This is a genomic window from Streptomyces sp. NPDC002144, from assembly GCF_053593695.1.
Window position 1 is genome coordinate 180860 of the sequence record NZ_JBSFDB010000016.1, and the last position, 18682, is coordinate 199541.

The 18682-nt window shown below is 74.1% G+C and carries 16 protein-coding genes and 1 pseudogene; 10 read left to right on the forward strand and 7 right to left on the reverse strand.

The window, feature by feature from the left end; translation table 11 throughout:
- Nucleotides 1–21 precede the first annotated feature (21 nt).
- Nucleotides 22–2031: a HEAT repeat domain-containing protein gene (locus ACWCQ1_RS24745; protein ID WP_451027395.1), complete on the reverse strand. Its 2010-nt coding sequence runs from the start codon at nt 2029–2031 to the stop codon at nt 22–24.
- Between the two features lie 108 nt (nt 2032–2139).
- Nucleotides 2140–3792, reverse strand: coding sequence for a DNA alkylation response protein (locus ACWCQ1_RS24750; RefSeq protein WP_451027396.1), 1653 nt, complete (start codon nt 3790–3792; stop codon nt 2140–2142).
- 71 nt (nt 3793–3863) lie between these two features.
- Here ACWCQ1_RS24750 and ACWCQ1_RS24755 point away from each other — a divergent pair, with 71 nt between their 5' ends.
- The 5 genes from ACWCQ1_RS24755 (at nt 3864) to ACWCQ1_RS24775 (ending at nt 10333) form a co-directional block, all read left to right on the forward strand.
- A complete protein-coding gene (locus ACWCQ1_RS24755) occupies nt 3864–4610 on the forward strand; it encodes a PaaX family transcriptional regulator C-terminal domain-containing protein (protein ID WP_358606494.1) in 747 nt (248 codons plus the stop codon).
- 232 nt (nt 4611–4842) lie between these two features.
- Nucleotides 4843–4986: a cellulose binding domain-containing protein gene (locus tag ACWCQ1_RS24760; protein ID WP_133046830.1), complete on the forward strand. Its 144-nt coding sequence runs from the start codon at nt 4843–4845 to the stop codon at nt 4984–4986.
- Nucleotides 4987–5129: 143 nt separating this feature from the next.
- On the forward strand, nt 5130–5768 hold the full coding sequence (locus ACWCQ1_RS24765) for a hypothetical protein (protein WP_358606497.1): 639 nt from the start codon (nt 5130–5132) through the stop codon (nt 5766–5768).
- Between the two features lie 9 nt (nt 5769–5777).
- Complete coding sequence (locus tag ACWCQ1_RS24770) at nt 5778–10034, forward strand: HAD-IC family P-type ATPase (RefSeq protein ID WP_451027397.1); 4257 nt, start codon at nt 5778–5780, stop codon at nt 10032–10034.
- Nucleotides 10035–10156: 122 nt separating this feature from the next.
- A complete protein-coding gene (locus ACWCQ1_RS24775; RefSeq protein WP_165955007.1) occupies nt 10157–10333 on the forward strand; it encodes a hypothetical protein in 177 nt (58 codons plus the stop codon).
- A 203-nt stretch (nt 10334–10536) separates the two neighbouring features.
- On the opposite strand, the gene ACWCQ1_RS24780 is transcribed toward ACWCQ1_RS24775, so the two are convergent.
- Nucleotides 10537–11874 (reverse strand): FAD-dependent oxidoreductase, encoded by a 1338-nt coding sequence (locus ACWCQ1_RS24780; protein ID WP_358606503.1) that lies wholly within the window; start codon nt 11872–11874, stop codon nt 10537–10539.
- A gap of 196 nt (nt 11875–12070) precedes the next feature.
- Between ACWCQ1_RS24780 and ACWCQ1_RS24785 the strand changes: the two genes are divergently transcribed.
- Nucleotides 12071–12523 (forward strand): DUF6214 family protein, encoded by a 453-nt coding sequence (locus ACWCQ1_RS24785; RefSeq protein WP_451027398.1) that lies wholly within the window; start codon nt 12071–12073, stop codon nt 12521–12523.
- A gap of 41 nt (nt 12524–12564) precedes the next feature.
- Nucleotides 12565–12843, forward strand: a pseudogene (locus tag ACWCQ1_RS24790) (hypothetical protein); the annotation flags it as partial.
- A 32-nt stretch (nt 12844–12875) separates the two neighbouring features.
- Here ACWCQ1_RS24790 and ACWCQ1_RS24795 read toward each other — a convergent pair.
- Complete coding sequence (locus tag ACWCQ1_RS24795; protein WP_133046826.1) at nt 12876–13568, reverse strand: TetR/AcrR family transcriptional regulator; 693 nt, start codon at nt 13566–13568, stop codon at nt 12876–12878.
- Between the two features lie 242 nt (nt 13569–13810).
- On the opposite strand from ACWCQ1_RS24795, the gene ACWCQ1_RS24800 reads away from it, so the two are divergent.
- Nucleotides 13811–14059 carry a DUF2630 family protein gene (locus ACWCQ1_RS24800; RefSeq protein ID WP_133046825.1) on the forward strand — a complete coding sequence of 83 codons (249 nt, stop codon included), beginning with the start codon at nt 13811–13813 and terminating at the stop codon, nt 14057–14059.
- A 17-nt stretch (nt 14060–14076) separates the two neighbouring features.
- On the opposite strand, the gene ACWCQ1_RS24805 is transcribed toward ACWCQ1_RS24800, so the two are convergent.
- From ACWCQ1_RS24805 to ACWCQ1_RS24815, 3 genes are all read right to left on the reverse strand, one after another.
- Entirely contained in the window at nt 14077–14766 is a 690-nt protein-coding gene (locus ACWCQ1_RS24805) for an HAD family hydrolase (RefSeq protein WP_358606510.1), read from the reverse strand.
- A 253-nt stretch (nt 14767–15019) separates the two neighbouring features.
- On the reverse strand, nt 15020–15697 hold the full coding sequence (locus tag ACWCQ1_RS24810; RefSeq protein ID WP_451027399.1) for a phosphatase PAP2 family protein: 678 nt from the start codon (nt 15695–15697) through the stop codon (nt 15020–15022).
- A gap of 67 nt (nt 15698–15764) precedes the next feature.
- Complete coding sequence (locus ACWCQ1_RS24815) at nt 15765–16307, reverse strand: DUF5134 domain-containing protein (RefSeq protein ID WP_358606516.1); 543 nt, start codon at nt 16305–16307, stop codon at nt 15765–15767.
- Nucleotides 16308–16472: 165 nt separating this feature from the next.
- Between ACWCQ1_RS24815 and ACWCQ1_RS24820 the strand changes: the two genes are divergently transcribed.
- Nucleotides 16473–18146 carry an FUSC family protein gene (locus tag ACWCQ1_RS24820; protein ID WP_451027400.1) on the forward strand — a complete coding sequence of 558 codons (1674 nt, stop codon included), beginning with the start codon at nt 16473–16475 and terminating at the stop codon, nt 18144–18146.
- A complete protein-coding gene (locus ACWCQ1_RS24825; protein WP_451027401.1) occupies nt 18143–18682 on the forward strand; it encodes a MarR family winged helix-turn-helix transcriptional regulator in 540 nt (179 codons plus the stop codon). The genes ACWCQ1_RS24820 and ACWCQ1_RS24825 overlap by 4 nt, the downstream gene beginning before the upstream one ends.

An 18682-nucleotide genomic window follows, 5' to 3' on the forward strand; every position in this document is an offset into this window, starting at 1 on the left:
GAAGCCGGTGCTCGTCGTCCCCTACGCCTCACCCACCGCCCCGCGACAAACCCGCAGCAGCTGTTCGTCCGCGTGGATGTCATGGCTGCCGTACCCGCCCAGCGCGGCCTGGTGCCGTCGCCTCGCGGTCAGTTCCGTGTGCAGCAGGTCGTGGAGGAGGGCGCCCTCGGAGCCCAGCGCCGCGACGCACGCGGCTATCGGGACGCGCGTGTGCGGGTTCTGGGCCCAGGCGGCCCGCAGGACCGGGACGGCCGGCTCAGGGTCCCCGCTGATACGCCACACCGCGCACGCCGCCGCCATCCGCTCCCACAGTTCGTCGGACCCGGTCATACGGGTCAGCTCGGGCAGCGCGGTACGGGCCGCCGGTCCCAGGCGCCCCAGTGTCTCCGCCGCCCGTCTGCCCTGCCTCCGCCCGCTCGTCAACTCCCGCACCAGGACCGGCAGTACGGCAGCCGCGTCCCCCTCCACCGACCACAGCGCGCCGGCCGCGGCGACCGCGGACCCGGTGTCCAGCAAGCCCCGCAGCGCCGGTGTCGCCGCGCACGAGCCCGCTCCGAAGGACTCCAGGGCCCGTACCGCCGACTCCACCACCGGCTCCCGCAGCCGCAGCCCGTCCGGCACTCCCAGCAACAGCCGCAGCATCTCGGGCACGGACTCCGCGTCGGCGAGGGCCGCGAGCGCGGCCAGCAGGGGTGCCGCCCGGTCGTACGTCTCCGGGGAGTCCAGCGGGATCTCGCCGAGCCTGCGTCGCAGGGCCGGGGCGAGCGGGGTCGCGGCCGGTCCGAGATGGGTGATGACACGGCCCAGGTCGTTCGGTACCACCGGCCCGTCCAGCACCTCCGCCAGCACGGGCACGGCCCGCGGGTCGCCGCTTCTGGCCAGGGCCTTGACCGGGTCGCCCAGCGTCGGCGCCCCGTGCTCCCACTGGCGTACCCACAGGTCCGGACGGGAGTCCACCAGCGCGGCCAGGTGATCGGCGGCGGGGGCGGCGAGTTCGAAGAGGTCTTCCAGGACGGCCAGTGCGGCCTCCCGCAACCGGTCCTCCGGTGCCGCCAGTTGGGCGCCGATCAGGGCCACCGGCTCCCGGTAGTCGGCACGCCACTCGCGCATCAGCCCCGGGGACATCCACACGGCGTTGACCCGGTCCGTCGACGCCGGGCTGTTCAACTGCCCCACCAGCAGGGCGATCCGGTCGCTCACCCGGTCGTCGAGCGCGGAGTGCAGGGTCCGCAGCAGCTGGGAGCCCTCCTCGTCCGAGGGCCGCAGTCGCCGCAGATGGCCGACGAGCGTGTCGGTGTCGGGCCGGTCGGGCTCCCGTGACCGGCCCGTCGGCCGCTCCGACCGGTCCCGCAGCAGCCGTACGACCGTGGTCACCAGGTCGGCCGGCAGCCGCTCGGGCGCGCAGCCCGCGAGCTGGCCGAGCGCGGCGAGCCGCAGTGCCGGACCGAACGACGAGGCGCTCCGGGCCGTCAGCAGATCCACCGCCTCGGCGGCGTACCCCGGGTGGCGGCGGGCGAAGACGCCGAGGCTCTCGGTGAGGGCGAGCAGGACCCGGTCGTCCCGCTCGACGGTGAGCCGCTCCCGCACCAGGCCGAGCACGCGCGCCGGTTCGTCGAGAAACCGCACCAGCGCGCCGACCGCCGCCCGCCGCACCTCGGGGTCCGGATCTCCCGTCAGCCGGGCGAAGACCCCGGCTCTCGCACGGACCGCGGTGCACGCCATCGCGCAGGTGTCGGAGGCGCCCTCCCGGTCCTCGCCGTCCTGCCCTATGCCGACCAGGAGTTCCACGACGCCGCCCCGCTCCTCCACGGCCCTGCTCCCGACCAGGGCGAACAGGAAGGGAATGCAGGCCAGGGTCGAGTCGTAGACGTCACCCTGGTGGTGCACCGCGCCGTACATCCCGTCGAGCGCGGTCTCCCGCTCGGCCGGGTCCGCCGAGGCCAGCCCCCTCAGCAGTCCGGGCACGTCCTCCGCGTTGCCGTACGCATGCCGCAGCGAGGCCCAGTCGACCTCGTCGATCCCCGTGAACACGTCGTCCTCCCCAGGCGCGGTGCCAACTGATCGCGAGTGTGCACCACGCCACTGACAACGCGGTGGCAACGCGGTGGCGTCGGGGGTGACGCTGCCCGGGGCTCGGTCTCAGCCGTCGGCGGGCAGCGCGCGCTCCAGGATCGCGTCCACGCCGGCGCCGTCGGGCAGGGTGCCGAAGGAGTGGCCCCAGTCGCCACCCAGCCGGGTCGCGCAGAAGGCGTCGGCGACGGCGGGAGGGGCGTGCCGGACCAGCAGGGAGGCCTGCAGGGCCAGGGCCATCAGCTCCACCAGCCGGCGCGCACCGGCCTCGGACCCGGCGGCCAGCAGTCCCTCCAGCCGGACCACGGCCGCGTCCAGCCGGGCGTCCGCGCCGCGCGCCAGGGCGAGTTCGTCGAACAGGGCGTGTGCGGTGGCGGGTTCGCGCCTGAGCGCCCGCAGCACGTCCAGGGCGTTGACGTTCCCGGAGCCCTCCCAGATCGACAGCAGGGGCGCCTCGCGGTAGTGGCGGGGCATGCCGGACTCCTCGACGTAACCGTTGCCGCCCAGGCACTCCAGGGCCTCCGCGGTGAAGGCCGGGCCCCGCTTGGTGACCCAGTACTTGCCGACGGCCGTCGCGATCCGCCGGAAGGCCGCCTCGCCCGCGTCGCCGCGGACCGCCCGGTCGGCGGCCCCGGCCAGCCGCAGGGTGAGCGTCGTGGCGGCCTCGGACTCCAGCGCCAGGTCGGCCAGGACGTTGCGCATCAGCGGCTGGTTGATCAGCCGCGCCCCGAACGCGCTGCGGTGGCGCACATGGTGGCCCGCCTCGACCAGCGTCTTGCGCATCAGCGTGGCCGACATCATCACGCAGTCCAGGCGGGTGCAGTTGACCATCTCGATGATCGTCTTCACGCCCCGGCCCTCGGGCCCGACCAGCCACGCCACGGTTGCGTCGAACTCCGGCTCGGAGGAGGCGTTGGAGCGGTTGCCCAGCTTGTCCTTCAGGCGCTGGATGCGGAAGGTGTTGCGGCTGCCGTCCGGCAGGATCCGCGGCACCAGGAAGCAGGAGAGCCCCTCCGGAGCCTGCGCCAGCACCAGGAACACGTCGCACATCGGGGCCGAGGTGAACCACTTGTGCCCGCGCAGGGTGTACACGCCGGGCTCGGCGGTCGGAGTCGCCACGGTAGTGTTCGTACGGACGTCCGAGCCGCCCTGTTTCTCGGTCATCCCCATGCCGGCGAGCAGACCGGGCTTCTCCGTCGGGACCCGCAGCTCCGGGTCGTACTCCCTGCCGGTCAGGAGGGGTTCGTAGATCTTGGCCAGTTCCGGCTGGGCGCGCAGGGCGGGGACGGCCGCGTACGTCATCGACGTCGGACAGCCGTGCCCGGCCTCGGTGTGCCCCCACACCAGTCCGCCCGCCGTGCGCACGACATGGGCGCCGGGGCGGTCGTCCGCCCAGGGCGCGCCCGCCAGCCCCTCGGCGACGGCGGCCCGCATCAGGTGGTGCCAGCTCGGGTGGAACTCGACCTCGTCGATCCGGTTGCCGTACCGGTCGTGCGTGCGCAGCACCGGTTCGTGCACGTTGGCCAGTTCGGCCCACTCCTGTGCCTCGGCGCTGCCGGCCCGCAGGCCGAGCCGGCGGATCTCCTCCTCGGCCCACCCGGCGCCCTCCCGGCGCAGCCCTTCGAGCAGGGCCGTGTCCTGGGCGGCGTCGTAGGGCGTCAGCGGGGGCGGCTGGTTGGTGACGTCATGGGTCGCGTGCGCGGGCGTGGGTGTCGAGGCCATGCCGCCATGTTGCGCCTTTTCTTCGGCCGTAGCAATGTTGCAACAAGGAGGCGCACGTACAGTACGTGCCCATGCGCATGAACGTGTCAGAGCCGTCCGGCGAGGTCGACCTGCGGCCGCTGTCCGCGCGGTCGGTCGTGCTGAGCCTGCTGCTGGGCACTCATCCGCCGGAGCTTCCGGTGAAGGACCTGGTCCGCGTGGTGGAGCCGTTCGGTGTCGGCGGCTCCACGCTGCGTGCCGCGCTCAGCCGCATGGTGAACGCCGGTGACCTGCGGCGCACGGACTCCGTCTACCGGCTCAGCGACCGGCTCCTGGCCCGCCAGCGCCGCCAGGACGAGGCCGTGGAGGCCCGCACGCGCGCGTGGGACGGCGACTGGGAGATGGTGGTGATCACGGCGACGGGCCGCGGTCCCGCCGAACGGGCCGACCTGCGCGCCCGTCTCACCGCCCTGCGACTGGCCCAACTCCGCGAGGGCGTCTGGCTGCGCCCCGCCAACCTGATCCGCCGCGTGCCGGAGGAGGAGCTGGCACCGGTGGCCCAGTCCTACACCGCCCGGCCCGACCGTCCCGCGCGCGAACTGGCCGCCGCCCTGTGGCCCCTGGACGCCTGGGCCGCCACGGCCCGCGCCCTGCTCACCCACCTCGCCGAGGCGGACCTCCCGGCCGACCGCTTCACGGCCTTCGCGGCGGTCGTACGCCATCTGCTCGCCGATCCCGTACTGCCCCCCGAACTGCTCCCCGCCGACTGGCCGGGCGCGCCCCTGCGCACCGCCTACGCGCGGTACCAGCGGGAGATCACCGGAGCCGTCACCCGATGACACGGCGGCCGTACGAAGCGCCGCGCGGGTGCGCTTCGTACGGCCGGATCCACCGTGGGGGGAAGGAACGGCGCCTACTTGTAGGTGATGTTCCGGACCCTGCGCCAACCGAACTGCGGCGAGGAGATCAAGCAGTGGACCAACGCTCGGGTCCCGCGTCGCAGCCCCCCGCCGGGCGCCTGCAGGGTGACCGCGACGACCATGAGAGGACACCTGCACGCCGGCGGCGGGGGTGGTGACGGCCGCGAACGTCTCGTACGACAGGACGATCGCCCCGAACGCGAGCGTCACCGCCGGCTACCAGGCCAACCACACGCGCGTCAGCGCGGCGCCGTCCCGCTTCACGCTCAACGGGACGGCCCGTACGACGGGTTGACGCCCGCCCGTGTCGGCGCGGCGGCCGAAGTGCCCGACTTCGGCCGTCGCGGCCGAATTGCGCATGCCCGGACCGGGTGACCAGGCTGTGAGTGGGAACCCGACGTGTTTCGGCAAGCGACCTCAGACGGATCGAGGACAGTCATGGCTCGGCAGGAGCGACAGTCGTCGTCGGCCACCCTCCCGGAGCCGCTGCGCAACGCGGCGTCCGTGCTGCGGAAGGTGCCCGGCGCCGGAATGGTGAGCAGGGCGACCGAGGGGGCCCTGGACAAGGTCGGAGCGGTCTCGCCGCGCGGGCGGCGGATGGCGGTGTACGCGGGCGCGGGGGTGCTGGGCGTCGCGGGCGTCGTGGAGTGGCCCGTCGCCGTCACCGGTGCGGCGGTGGCCTGGTTGACGCAGCCCCGGCCGAAGCATCCCGGCAGCGGGAACGCGGTGAGCGCCGAGGACGGCGCACCCGCGGTGGAGGAGGCGATGAGCACGCCCGTCGGCACGGAACCGACGGCCGGCGGGGCCGTTCCGCCGCCCGTCACCGAGGTGACGGCACCGCTGGGACCGACACCCACACCTCCGGGTGCCGAGTCGGCATCCACAGGAACCGCCCCGGTCACCGACGCCCCCGGGCCCATCTCCCCGCACCCGGGTGCGGAGGCGGCCCCAGGTGTGCCGGCCCCGGGTGCCGATGTTCCCGGACCCACCGCGCCGGACCCTGGCGCCCCCGGTCCGGCCGAGTCCCTCACGGGGCGGAGCGACGCGCAGGAACACCCCGACCGCACGACCGACTGAGGGCGCGCGATGGTTCTGGGAGCGCTGTCACGTCCGGCCGTCGCTCTGGTGGGATGGGCGGCGGTCGGGCCCCGGCTGCTGGTACGCGGGGCCGCGCCCGCGATGGGTGCGGCCGCCGGGGCGGCGGCCGGCACGGCCCGCGCAGGTGTACGAGGCGCGGACGGCGCGAAGTATGTCGTACGCGCCGTCCGCGCCTCGCTGCCGCGTGGTCCACGCCCCTGGCGGTCGGGCGCCCGCGCCCACCTCGCCCTGCGACCGGCAGAGCCGGACCCCGACCTCGCCGACGGCGGGTGGGAGCACCGGATCCGGCGGGTCGTCGAGGCGCTCGCCGAGCACCCGGACGTGGCCTACGCCTACTGGGACGGAGGGCTGGAGCGTCTGGTGGTGGCCGCCGTGGAGGAGGAGGCCGGGGACCGGGTCGTGGACGAGGCGGTCGATCTCGCCGCCCGGCACGGGCTGACCCAGACCGACGAGGACGTCGAGGACTTCGGGCATCCGGCGGATCCCGCCGGGGTCCGGGCCGCTGCGGAGGCGCTCGGCGCCGACGTCGCCGGCATCGCGGTCGGTGTGGCCGGATACCTGCTGAACCTGCCGCCCTCACCGCGCCAGGTGACCGCCCTGGTCACGCTGCTGCGCGAGAACCCCTCCGTGCGCGGTTGGCTGCGCGACCGGCTCGGGCGCACCCGGATGGACCTGCTGCTGGCGGTCCTGAACGCGGCCGCGCACGGCGCCGGCAGGACCCCGACCGCCCTGGTGCTCGACGGCGCTCTGCGCAGCCTCCAGCTGGCGGAGACCGTGGCGCGCACGGCCGCCTTCGAGACGGTGCACGACGACGTGGTTTCACCCGGTCGTCCGGGCGTGGCCGCCGGCCACTCCCCCCGCCCGCCCCTGCGCACCTCCCCGGCGCAGGAGTACGCCACCAACGCCTCGGCCGGCAGTCTGCTCGGCGCGGTGGCCACCATGCTGGTCAAACACAACGGGACGGAGGCCGCCGAAGCGATCCTCGCGGGATCCCCCAAGGCCGCGCGCTATGGGCCGGCCGCCTTCCACGCCGTCCTGAGCACCACCCTGTCCCGCGGGGGCGTCCTCGTGCGCAACACCGAACGGTTGCGCGAACTGGAGATGGCCGGCACGGTCGTCCTGCATCCGAGCGCGCTGCTCGATCCGGACGGCGAACCGGACCCGTGGGCCGAGCCGGTGCTGGACGCGGCCCGGCGCGCCGGGCTGAGCGTCGTGCTGGTCGACGACCCTGCCCTGTCCGACATCGCGGGCCTCGCCGACCGGGTGGTCTCCCGCCACCGGCCGCTGAGCGAGGTGGTGCGTGAGCTGCGCGAGGAGGGCGACACCGTCGTCACGGTCGCCCGCCCCCGGTCGGCGGACGACACGGACGTGCTGGCCGGGCTCCTCGGCGGTGACATCGCCGTCGCCCTCGCCGACCACGACAACGCCGTCGTCTGGGGAGCGGACGTACTGGCCCTGCACGGCCTGACCGACGTGTGGCGCCTGCTCACCGCCATCCCCGCCGCCCGAGGGGTGGGACGCCGCGCCCAGATCCTGGCCCGCTCCGGTGCCGCGCTGTCCGGGCTGCTGGTGGCCGTCGGCGAGACCCGCAAACCCAGCCGCACGCCCTGGCCCGGCCTGCGGCACACCCCGGTCGACGTGGGCGCCGCGGTGGCCCTGTTCTCGGGGGCACGCTCGGCCCTGCGAGTGGCCGCGACCCCCACCCCGCATCCGCGTCCGCGCGTCGCCTGGCACGAACTGGACGCCGAGGACGTCCGGACCAGGCTGGAGGGGACACCGCACGAGGAAGCCGAGCCGGAGCCGCAACCGGCCGACGAGCCCGGCACCGGGCACCCCCTGCTGGTGCCCCTGCGCTGGTCGGGGCAGCTCTTCCACGCGGTGCGCGAGGAACTGGACGATCCGCTCACCCCGGTCCTGGCCGTCGGCTCCGCTGCCGAGGCGATCCTCGGGTCCGCCGTGGACGCCCTCCTGGTCGTCGGCGCGCTCGACCTGAACGCCCTCGTCGGCGGCGTCCAACGGCTGCGCGCCGATCAGGCCCTGTCCAGGCTGCTGGCGGGCCAGAAGCAGAAGGCGCGGGTCGCGCCCCCGGAGGACGACGCCGAGGACGAACCCCGGACCGTCGACGCGGCCAGGCTCCGGCCCGGCGACATCATCGAGCTCAAGACCGACGACGTGGTGCCCGCCGACGCCCGGCTGCTGTGGCAGGACGGTCTGGAGGTCGACGAGTCCGCGCTCACCGGCGAGTCCCTGCCGGTGGAGAAGCAGACCGACCCCACCCCGCAGGCGGCGGTCGCCGAACGCCGCTGCATGGTCTTCGAGGGCACCACCGTCGCGGCCGGCAACGCCCGCGCCGTCGTGGTGGACACCGGCGAGCGCACCGAGGCCGCCCGTGCCGTCCACCTCGCCGCCCGCACCCCTCCGGCGCCGGGCGTGCAGGGCAGGCTGCAGGAACTCACCCGCCGCGCCCTGCCGTTGACGCTGGCCGGCGGGGCCGCGGTCACCACGCTGTCGCTGCTGCGCGGTACGCCCATCCGCGAGGCGGTCAGCGGGGGAGTGGCCGTCGCGGTGGCCGCCGTGCCCGAGGGGCTGCCGCTGGTGGCGACCGTGGCACAGCTGGCTGCGGCCCGGCGGCTGAGCCGGCGCGGTGTCCTCGTGCGCACCCCGCGCACGCTGGAGGCGCTGGGCCGGATGGACACCATCTGCTTCGACAAGACCGGCACGCTCACCGAGAACCGGCTACGGCTGGCCCGTATCGCCGAGACCGACGGCGAGGTCCTCGCCGCCGCCGACGCGACCGAGGCCCACACGCTGCGCGCCGCCGCCCGCGCCTGTCCGCGGCTCAACGGCGGTTCGGACCGCCCGGTGCACGCCACCGACGAGGCCGTGCTCGACGCCGCCGGGCCCGACCCCGAGTGGACCCAGCTCGAAGCGCTGTCCTTCGAGGCCGCCCGCGGATACGCCGCCGCGGTCGGCCGGGTGGGCGACGGGCCGCGCACATTCGTGGTCAAGGGCGCCCCGGAGACGGTTCTGCCCGCCTGCTCCGAACTGCCCTCCCACGCCTGGGACACGGCGCATTCCCTCGCCGCCGACGGACTGCGGGTGCTGGCCGTGGCCGAACGGCGCCTCGACGACGGCGCTCAGGACGCCGACGTACTCGACGCGCCGCTCGGCGACCTGGAGTTCACCGGCCTGCTGGCGCTCGCCGACGCGCCCCGGGAGACCTCGCCCGCGCTGATCCACGGCCTGAGCGAGGCGGGCGTACGGCCGGTCATGCTCACCGGGGACCATCCGCAGACCGCCCGCAGCATCGCCGAGGACCTGGGCTGGCCGGCGGACACGGCCGTCGTCACCGGCGACGAGCTGACGGCCGCCGACCGGTCGGCCAGGGCGGCGATGCTGCGGGACGTGGGAGTCGTCGCCCGGGTCGCGCCCGAGCAGAAACTCCAGGTCATCGAGGCGTTCCGGGACGCCGGCCGGGTCGTGGCCATGGTCGGCGACGGCGCCAACGACGCCGCCGCGATCCGCGCCGCCGACGTCGGCGTGGGCATCAGCGCCCGTGGCTCGGCCGCCGCCCGCAACGCCGCCGACCTGGTGCTGACCGAGGACGATCTGCGGGTGCTGATCGACGCCGTCCACGAGGGGCGGGCCCTGTGGCACAGCGTCGCCGACGCCATCGCCATCCTGATCGGCGGCAACGCGGGCGAGGTGGGCTTCGGCATCCTCGGCACCCTGCTGGGCGGCCGGGCACCCCTGTCGACCCGGCAGATGCTGCTGGTCAACCTGTTCACCGACCTGTTCCCGGCCATGGCGGTGGCGGTCACGCCGGACGAGGAGGCGATACGGGCGACCGCGGACTCGCCGGAGGACACCTCCGACGTACTGGGCGCGCCGCTGATCCGGCAGATCCGGCACCGGGCCATCGGGACCACTCTGGGCGCGCTCGTCGCCTGGCTGTTCGGCCGCTTCACCCCGGGCACCGCGCGCCGCTCCAGCACCATGGCCCTGTGCGGTGTGGTCGGCACGCAGCTGGCGCAGACCCTGCTGGACCGCCGGGACAGCCCCCTGGTGCGGTTCACCTCCCTGGGGTCGGCCGTCGTTCTGGTGGCCCTGATCCAGACCCCGGGCGTCAGCAACCTGTTCGGCTGCACCCCGCTCGGCCCGGTGGCCTGGGCGGGCGTCATGGCGGCGATCACGCTCGCACTGCTGGGCCAGCGCGTCCTCGGCCGTCGGGAGGAGCAGGGCTGACGACCATGGGCACAGGATGTTCGCACCATGAGTGCAGAACTCCCGCGCGTCCCCCAGAAGACGTTTGACCGGCTCTGGTTTATTGCTCGTCGGCCATGAACCGCCGCACGTCTGGGGCACGCATGAATTCGAGTGAGTACGACCGTCTGCCGGTGTACGACAGTCTGGTGAGGGAGCGCGGCGACGTCGTGACGGAGACCCGGGAGGTGGCCGAGCGGGCGCAGCACCAGGCACGGGAGGCCCTCAGCGGCCACGCCTACCCGCCGCCCGGTCACCCCCAGGGGGCCGTGTCCTCCTGACCTGCACGAACCGGCGGGACGGGACGGGCACGCGCACGTCGGCACCGAGTCCACGGGCCGCGTGCCGCGCCCCCGCCAGGCCAGGAGCGAGGTCCGCTGCAGCCCGAAGGCAGCCAACTGCCGTGCGGGCGGACCTCGTCGACGGGATGGACGGCGCGGGTGTGGTCATGGGGACTCCAGAGCGGCGGAGGCGTCCGCGTCCGCTACGTCGTGCGCGCCGCCGCCAGCAGCGAGTCCCAGTCGGCCAGCTTGACCACGCCCCGCCCCAGCGAGGCCCCGAGCGCCGCCTCCGCCCGCTCGATGGCCTGCCAGCCGGCCCAGGTCACCGGCTCGATGCCCGCCACGGACAGCGCGGCCACTGGGTCGTCGGGTACGTCCTTGCGTACGAGCACGTCGGCGTCCTCGAGCAGCGAGGTGACCGTCTCCTTGGCGTCCGGCCGGTTGGTGCCGATGACGCCGGTCGGGCCCCGCTTGATCCAGCCGGCCACGTACTCGCCCGGCACGACGACGCCCTCGCGCAGCACGCGTCCCGCGAGATGCGGCACCGTGCCGTCGGCCGGGTCGAACGGCAGCCCCTCCAGCGGCACTCCGCGATAGCCCACCGAGCGCAGCACCAACTGCGCCTCGACGTCCTCGAACACGCCGGTGCCCGTCACTCCGCCGTGCCCGTCGGGAGCCGTGCGCTCGAAGCGGACCGCGCCCACGCGGCCGTCGTCCGCTAGCAGTTCGACGGGGCGCAGGAAGAAGCGCAGCCGGATGCGGCGCGGGGCGTCCAGGGATGGCACCTGGGACCAGCCGCGCAGGACCTCCACGTTGCGCCGCTGGGCCGCGGGCAGCGCGGACGGGTCGGCGCACGCCGGGTCCAGCGCCAACTCGTCGGGATCGACGACGACTTCGGCGCCGGGCAGCCCGCTCAGCTCGCGCAGCTCCTTGGTGGTGAAGCGGGCCTGGGAGGGGCCGCGCCGGCCCACCACGTGGATGTCGGTCACCCGGCTCGCGGCCAGTGCGCCGAGCGCGGCCTGCGGCATGTCGGTCGGGCTCAACTCGTCCGCGCCGCGGGCCAGCATGCGCGCGACGTCCACCGCGACATTGCCCACGCCGATGACGACCGCCGACCGCGCGCCCCGCAGGAACCCGTCGTCGGCGGCGTCCGGATGGGCGCTGTACCAGGACACGAACTGCGTCGCCGACCAGCTGCCGGGCAGGTCCTCGCCCGGGACTCCCAGATGCCGGTCGGTCGCGGCGCCCACGCAGTACACCACCGCGTGGTACAGCTCCCGCAGCCGCGCGGTCGGCACGCCGCCGGGGCCCACCTGCACGCCGCCGAGGAACCGCACCCGCTCGTGCTCCAGGACCGTACGCAGGTTGTTCTGCAGGGACTTGATCTTCTCGTGGTCCGGTGCGACCCCGTAGCGCACCAGGCCGTAGGGACAGGGGAGCCGGTCCAGGACGTCCACGAGGACGTCGGGTTCCAGCTGGGTCAGGCTCTGGGCGGTGTAGACCCCGCTCGGCCCGGAGCCGACGACGGCGACACGCAGCACGGCGGAACTCCTCACGGCGGGAGATCGCTGACGTCCCAGCATCGCACCACGTGTGCTCGGCTGACAGGGTGCAGGCGCGCCACACCCGTGCGTGTCCCGTTCGTATGCAAAGTGATCATGCGGTTACGTTGCGCGTGTGCTAGAAGCATCCTTTCTTAATCTTTCTGATCGTTGTGCGACGGATGGTGTCGTCTCCGTGTGGCCCGCGTGGGAAGTGCGGGACGACAGGGGCAACACGTCCTGGTTCACCGTGCGGCTGGCGTTCCCCGACGGTGCCCGCGTCGACGCGCTCGCCGTGGTGAGCGATGGATGCGTCTCCCTGGAGGACGTACGGGCCCTGCCGGCCCTCTCCCTGGACGACCTCGCGGTCCTCGCGGACTGGATCGAGGAGCCGATCTTCGAAGCGTGCGGTCTCGCACCGGAACCGGCCGGTGACCCGGGACCCGGCCGCCGGGCCCGCCCCACCTGGCCCCGCGGCCTCGAAGGCCGCCGCCTCGTCGCCGAGGAGTACCGCGCGGCCCAGGAGGACGGCTACGACCCCGTGCTCGCGGTGATGCACGCAACCGGCCACAGCCGCCGAAAGACCCTCCGCCTGATCTCCCAGGCCCGCCACGCGGGCTACCTGACACCGGGCCACGCCCGCCGCTGACCTCCGACGGCGGAGGTGTCCTCCGGCGTCACAGCAGCGTGCGCAAGGTGGTGTTCACCGACGAGTTGGGCGGCGGCGGAGCGGCCACCTGCAACGCGGCCGTCGGCCCGAACCACGGCGCCGACGGCATCTACGACATCGTCGGCAAGGGCGACAAGCGCAAGTTGGTCTTCCGCGGCCACTACAAGATCCCCCGGCACCAGGCCGACACCGAGAACTGCGTCGACCGCAACGGCTCGTTGATCCCGGTCAAGGGGCGGGACATCATGGTGCAGGCCTGGTACCAGGGCGGTGTCTCGGTCCGGGAGTTCACGGACTCGACGAGTGAGCTCAACGCCCAGTCGCAGCCGGACTACTTCGACTGAGCGGGCGACGGGCCGGGCTCCTCGTCCGGCCCGTCCCCGGTCGCGAAGTAGCGGGACAGATCCGTCTGGTGGGTCCCGCCGGACGCTTCCCCAGTGTCCGGCGGGACGCCCATCTCCCAGTCGAGCCGGTAGCGCCTGAACAGCTCGGCCCGCAGGGTGGTGATCGGCATCGGCACGTTCGGCAGGACCATCGCGTAGACGGCGCCCATCAGTTGGGAGCGCAGCATCGGATAGTCCGCGTCCTCGGAGCCGTGCCGGGCGACGGTGTCACGCAGCAGCTCGGCCAGCCGCTGCTGCTCCGGGCACTGCACGAAGCCCTCCGCCTGCAGCAGCCCGGCCATGTGCTGACGCATCAGCACCGGCCGCTCCCGGGCCAGTCCCAGGATCGCGTCGATGGCCCGCGCCATCCGCTCCCGCCCGTCCTCGGTGCGCGGCTCCCGCTCCAGCCCCTCCTCCAGCGTCCGGTGCATCAGCCGGTGCACCGCTGACTGCACCAACTGCCGCTTGCCCGGGAAGTAGTACGACACCAGGCCGCGCGCCGAACCGGCCCGGTCCGCGATGTCCGAGAGCGTCGTCGCCTCGTAGCCGCGCTCGGCGACCACCTCGACAGCCGCCTGCAGGAGCCGCTCCCGGGAACGTCTCCGCAACTCTTCATTGACCGAGGCGCTGCGCGGGGACATGCTGTAACTCCTGCGTTGACTGGCTGCCAGCCAACTATACTCAGCATGACCGGTCCGCCGCTTTCGCGGGCCTGGTCAGGGCTGCCGTCCGTCTGGGGCGACGCGGGGGATCGTCTCAGGCGGGCGGTCTCTTCGCCCGATGGTTACCTCAGGCGACTTACTGGGGCTTTCGCGCATCCGTCGCACGGCCGCCGCGCCGTCCCTAGAGTGGTCACGAGTGTCGACCGGAGGAGCGTGCGGAGATGGAACAGGACCAGCGGATCCTGGCGAGGATCACGGAAATGGTCGAGGACGAGCGCAAGCTCCGTGAGTCCCTCGCGGCCGGCGAGATCGACAGCTCGACGGAGCACCAGCGGCTCGCCCAGCTCGAGGTCGAGCTCGACCGGTGCTGGGACCTGCTGCGACAGCGGCGCGCGAAGGCGGAGTTCGGGGAGAACCCGGACGACGCGCAGGTGCGGCCGTCCTCGCAGGTGGAGGGCTACATCGAGTAGGGAGCGCGGGCCGCCGGTCAGTCCACCAGGTCGAGCACCCGGCGCAGTGCGTCGGGGCGCTCGTGCGCCGGCAGATGGTCGACGAAGTGCACCTGGCAGCCCAGGCCGGCGGCCCCGCCGTCGGCCTCCCGGTTGTCGCCGACCATCAGCGCCTCGTGCGGTTCGACCTCCAGCGCCTCGCAGGCGACCGCGAACAGCCGGGTGTCGGGTTTCTGGATGCCGTGCTCGTAGGACAGCACGTACGCGTCCACGAACCGGTCGAGGTTGTACGCGTCGAAGATCGGCCGCAGATCCCACCCGATGTTGCTGACCACGCCGACCCCCAGCCCGCGCTCGCACAGCGCGTACAGCACCTCGGCGGCATCGGGATACGGCGTCCACGCCGCCGGCGTCATGTGCCGGTCGTACAGCGCGTCGTACAACGCCGGGTCGGGCAACGGCACTTGGCGGGCGAGCCCGGTATACGCGGCCCGGTGCAACTCGGCGCTCTCGTCCCGGACCCGCCACAGCTCGGCGAGTTCACCGGGCAGCCGCTGCGGAGGGGCTCCGCCCGGCAACGCCCCCGCCACCTCCAGCCCCTTCGCCGCCTGCGCCAACTCCGCCTCCGGCAGGGCGACTCCGACCTCGTCCAACGTGGCCCGCAGCCAGGACTCGGTGGACTCGATACGGAAGAGGGTGCCGGAGAAGTCGAACAGAACAGCAAGCATGAGTGGATCTTACGGGGCACCGGAACACCACCTCGAGATCCGGGCAGTAGCCCGTGCTCGCTGCGCCGCGGCGCCGGCCGCGGCAGGCCGTCCGGTCCGATGACGTGGGTGAAGGGTTCCGAAGCCTCTTGCGCGCCGCGCTCGGCCATCCAGACGTCGAGGTCGGCGGGCGTGCCGATCGCGCATCCCTCGGCGCCCCCTCCCGCCTTCGGCCGCAGTTCTTCCGGCCCGATGCAGCCGTAATCCCGCGTGCTCACGGAGCCCATCGCCGGTGTGCCAGGGCGGCCAGTACCACCAGCAGCGCGCCCAGCAGCCAGCCTCCCAGTACGTCCGACGGCCAGTGGACGCCCAGCCATACGCGCGTCAGACCGACGCCGAGCACCGAGACGACGGCAACCGTCAGGGTCGTACGCCACAGGGTGCGGCTCGTGCCGTGGCGGTGCAGGAGCCACAGGAGGAGGCCGCAGACGACCGTGGCCGTCATCGCGTGGCCCGAGGGGAAGGCCGCGTAGTGGGCCGAGTCGACGGGGTCCGGCCACACCGGGCGCGGCCGGTCGATCGCCGCCTTGAGGGACTGCTGAACCAGGGCACCCACCGCGACCGTGACCGCCAGCCACAGCGCCGTCCAGCGCGCCGAGCGGCGCCGGACCAGCCACACCACGACGACCGCGGCGACCAGGCGCATCGTCCACGGGTCCCAGACCCAGTCCGTGAGGACGCGGAAGATGTGGGTGAGGCCGGGTTCGTCGACGGCCCAGCGGTGCGTGGTGCCGGCGATGTCGGCGTCGGCGTCGGTCAGGGGGCGCCACTTCCGCGCCACCGAGATGAGCAGGAGGACCGAGGCCAGGGCGAGGGTGAGAAGGAGCGCGGCGCGTGGGGCCACGCGGTGGGCTGGCGCGCGGGGTGGGGCGTCGACGGGCGGATGGTGCATAAGACGAACCTCGCCGCCGGATCGTGCCTGAAACCCGCTGCGGTGGTGTGGGCTCCGCCCCTGCCACTCACAGCGTGATCAGCATCGCCGCCATCGCGATCCCCATCGACAGCCGGCACGCCCGTGCGATCTCCGGCCGGTCACCCCATCCCACCGAGCCGCCCCCCGCGGCGGCCGGGACGAGTCGGACGCCGGAGAGCAGGACGTATCCCATGAAGTAGAGCAGGAGCACACCGGTCACCAGCGGCACTCCGGACGGTCCTTTGTGGCCGGCGTGGTGCTGGGGCGTGGCCGCCATGACCAGTGCCATGTAGACCATGGCCGACGCGCCCACCAGATGGTGCAGATGGTGCGCGCTGGTCCGCGCCGCCCAGAGCGCGCGCAGCGCCGCGGCGCCGAACACGGCCGCGTAGACGGGCCAGGCCCACGACGGCGGGCTGAACACCGCCGCCGGTACCGCCATCGCGGCCATGCCGAACCCCATCAGCGCCTCGCCGCCCGCGGCCCGGCGCTGCTCCTCGACGGTGCTGCGCATCCGCAGCAGGCAGTAGGCCCCGGTCGCCGCACACAGCGCGACCAGCAGCCAGCCGGGCGAAGCCGGTCCGTGCACGCGCACCTCCCTGCTCGACGGTGTCGACAGTCCGTCGATGCCCGGGCCGTCCGGCGCGCACGCGAGCGCAAGGATGTACACGGGGGGCATTCGAGGGAGCACGATGGGTGAGGGGTGGGGCGGGTAATTCGTTCACGGGTAAAACACCTGCTAATGTTATGTCACATGCCATCCGCGACCGCCCCCTCCACCCGCCCCCGCCGCCTCCCCCTGGCAGGCGTCCTGCGTCTCGGCCGGCCCTCGGACATCTGGTTCAAGCCCGCCCTCAGCGTGATCGCCTCGGTCGCTCCGCCCAACCTCACGCTCCTGGCCCTCGGCCGCCTCGACCTGGCGATGTACACCATGGCCGGGTCCCTGTGCGCCCTGTACGCCCACAACCGCCCCTACGCCGCCCGGGCCCGCGCCCTGGCCTGGGTCGTCCTCGGCATGGTCGGCGGTCTCGCCGTCGCCCTGGTCGCCGCGTCTCTCACCACGAGTGCCGTCGTGCTCGTCACCCTCGGCGCGCTGCTGGCCGCCGTGCAGAAGGCGCTGTGCGACGCGACCCGGATCGGCCCGCCCGGCCATGTCGTACCGACTTTCATCAGCTCCGCCGCCCTCTTCGCCCCGCAGACCCTCGCCCAGGTGCCCGGCCATCTCGCCCTGGCCCTCGCGGCGGGCGTCTGGGCCTGGCTCGTCGGCATGGCGCCCGGCCTGCTGCGCCCGCACGGCCCGGAACGCCGGGCCACCGCCCAGGCCCTGAACGCGGCCGCCGCCCACGCGACCGCTGCCCATGCGACCCCTGCGCACGCCACCGGTGACGCCGACCCCCGCTCCCGTGCCGTCGCGGCTGCCGCAGTCCAGGCCGCCTGGCAGACTCTGCTCGCCACCGACGACACCCCCACCCGGCGCGCTCTGGAACGCCTTGTCGTCCGCGGGGAGGTCGCCCTCGCCGCCCCCGACGACACCGACCCGCGGCGACTGCGGGCGTGGGCCCGCGAGCTGTGCGGCACCGGACCCGTGCCCGAACTCGACGACCCGCAGGCCGCCGACGAACTCCTCGGCCTGGAAGCCGAACTGGCCGCCCCCGCCCGCCCCTTGTGGGCGAGGCTCGGCCCGCTCGCCCCCATCGCCGTCCGTACCGCCCTGGGCTGCGCCCTTGCCGGTTATGTCTCCCTCGCCCTCGGTGTCGGCCGCCCGTACTGGGCGCTGGTCACCGCCGCCTCCCTCTACCAGGCCAACCTCGCCCTCACGTGGAGCCGGGGCATCCAGCGCGTCGTCGGCAACCTCCTCGGCGTGCTCCTCTTCGCGGCCGTGGCTCCGCTCGCCCACGCCGGTCATGTCTTCCTGGTCCTGTTCTGCCTGGCCTTCAACTTCGGTGCCGAGGCGCTGATGAGCCGCAACTACTGGCTCGGCACCGTCTGTGTGACCCCGATGGCGCTGCTCATCACCGAGTTCGCCCACACCCAGCAGCCCGGGCGGCTGATCACCGAGCGGGTCGTGGACACGGTCGTCGGCGCGCTGGTCGGCTTCTTCGCCGCCGTCGCCGTCACCAACCGGCGCGCGGGCGACCGCGTCGAACACGCGCTGACCGCCGCCGAGCGCGCCCGGGAGCATGCCGCCCGGCTGCTCGCCGAGCCCGCGCCCGCACCCGCCGACCTGGAGGCCGCCCGCCGCGGTCTCGCCGCCGCGCTGGCCGACCTGCGTGCCACGGCCGACGCCGCCGCGGGCGAGTGGTGGCAGCGCGCCCTGCCTCAGGAGCGGGTCGTGCGCGCCGAGCGGACCGGACACCGTACGCTCGCCGCGACGGTACGGCACCCGGGGCTGCACGGGACGACGAGCGCGGAGGGCATACGGCCATGACGGCACCGAACGGACGGCGGGCGGGCGCGAGAAGGGGCGACACCGTCTCCACGGTGGTCCGGCAGTGGCGGGCCGTCCACCCGGACCTGGACACCGGCCCGATGGAGGTGATCGGCCGGATCAACCGCTGTGCCGCCCTCCTCCAGCAGGCCGAGGACGCCCCCCTGCGCCGCGCGGGCCTCAGCCGCCCCGAGTTCGACCTGCTGGGCGCCCTGCGCCGCACCGGCCATGAGCTGACCCCCGGCGAACTGGCCCGGGAGACCTTCTCGTCCGGCGCCGCCGTCACCAAGCGCCTCAAGCAGCTCACCGAGCGCGGCCTGGTCGAGCGCCGCGGTGACACCCGTGACCGCCGCGTCGCCCACGTCCGCCTCACGGACGCCGGTCGCGCCCTGGTCGACGGGCTCCTGCCGGAGCAACTGGCCTACGAGACCGCCGTACTGTCGGTGCTCGCACCGCAGGGACAGGGCGAACTCGCCGACCTGCTCGGGGAGTTGCTGGCCAGGCTGGAGGGGAGCCTCGGCGCGCTGCGCGCCTGA

What these genes read in the sequence shown, in the direction of transcription:
- ACWCQ1_RS24750 (WP_451027396.1), bottom strand. Translation starts at nt 3,792, where the DNA reads ATGGCCTCGACACCCACGCCCGCGCACGCGACCCATGACGTCACCAAC.
- ACWCQ1_RS24755 (WP_358606494.1), top strand. Translation starts at nt 3,864, where the DNA reads ATGCGCATGAACGTGTCAGAGCCGTCCGGCGAGGTCGACCTGCGGCCG.
- ACWCQ1_RS24765 (WP_358606497.1), top strand. Translation starts at nt 5,130, where the DNA reads ATGGCTCGGCAGGAGCGACAGTCGTCGTCGGCCACCCTCCCGGAGCCG.
- ACWCQ1_RS24770 (WP_451027397.1), top strand. Translation starts at nt 5,778, where the DNA reads ATGGTTCTGGGAGCGCTGTCACGTCCGGCCGTCGCTCTGGTGGGATGG.
- ACWCQ1_RS24775 (WP_165955007.1), top strand. Translation starts at nt 10,157, where the DNA reads ATGAATTCGAGTGAGTACGACCGTCTGCCGGTGTACGACAGTCTGGTG.
- ACWCQ1_RS24795 (WP_133046826.1), bottom strand. Translation starts at nt 13,568, where the DNA reads ATGTCCCCGCGCAGCGCCTCGGTCAATGAAGAGTTGCGGAGACGTTCC.
- ACWCQ1_RS24800 (WP_133046825.1), top strand. Translation starts at nt 13,811, where the DNA reads ATGGAACAGGACCAGCGGATCCTGGCGAGGATCACGGAAATGGTCGAG.
- ACWCQ1_RS24805 (WP_358606510.1), bottom strand. Translation starts at nt 14,766, where the DNA reads ATGCTTGCTGTTCTGTTCGACTTCTCCGGCACCCTCTTCCGTATCGAG.
- ACWCQ1_RS24810 (WP_451027399.1), bottom strand. Translation starts at nt 15,697, where the DNA reads ATGCACCATCCGCCCGTCGACGCCCCACCCCGCGCGCCAGCCCACCGC.
- ACWCQ1_RS24820 (WP_451027400.1), top strand. Translation starts at nt 16,473, where the DNA reads ATGCCATCCGCGACCGCCCCCTCCACCCGCCCCCGCCGCCTCCCCCTG.
- ACWCQ1_RS24825 (WP_451027401.1), top strand. Translation starts at nt 18,143, where the DNA reads ATGACGGCACCGAACGGACGGCGGGCGGGCGCGAGAAGGGGCGACACC.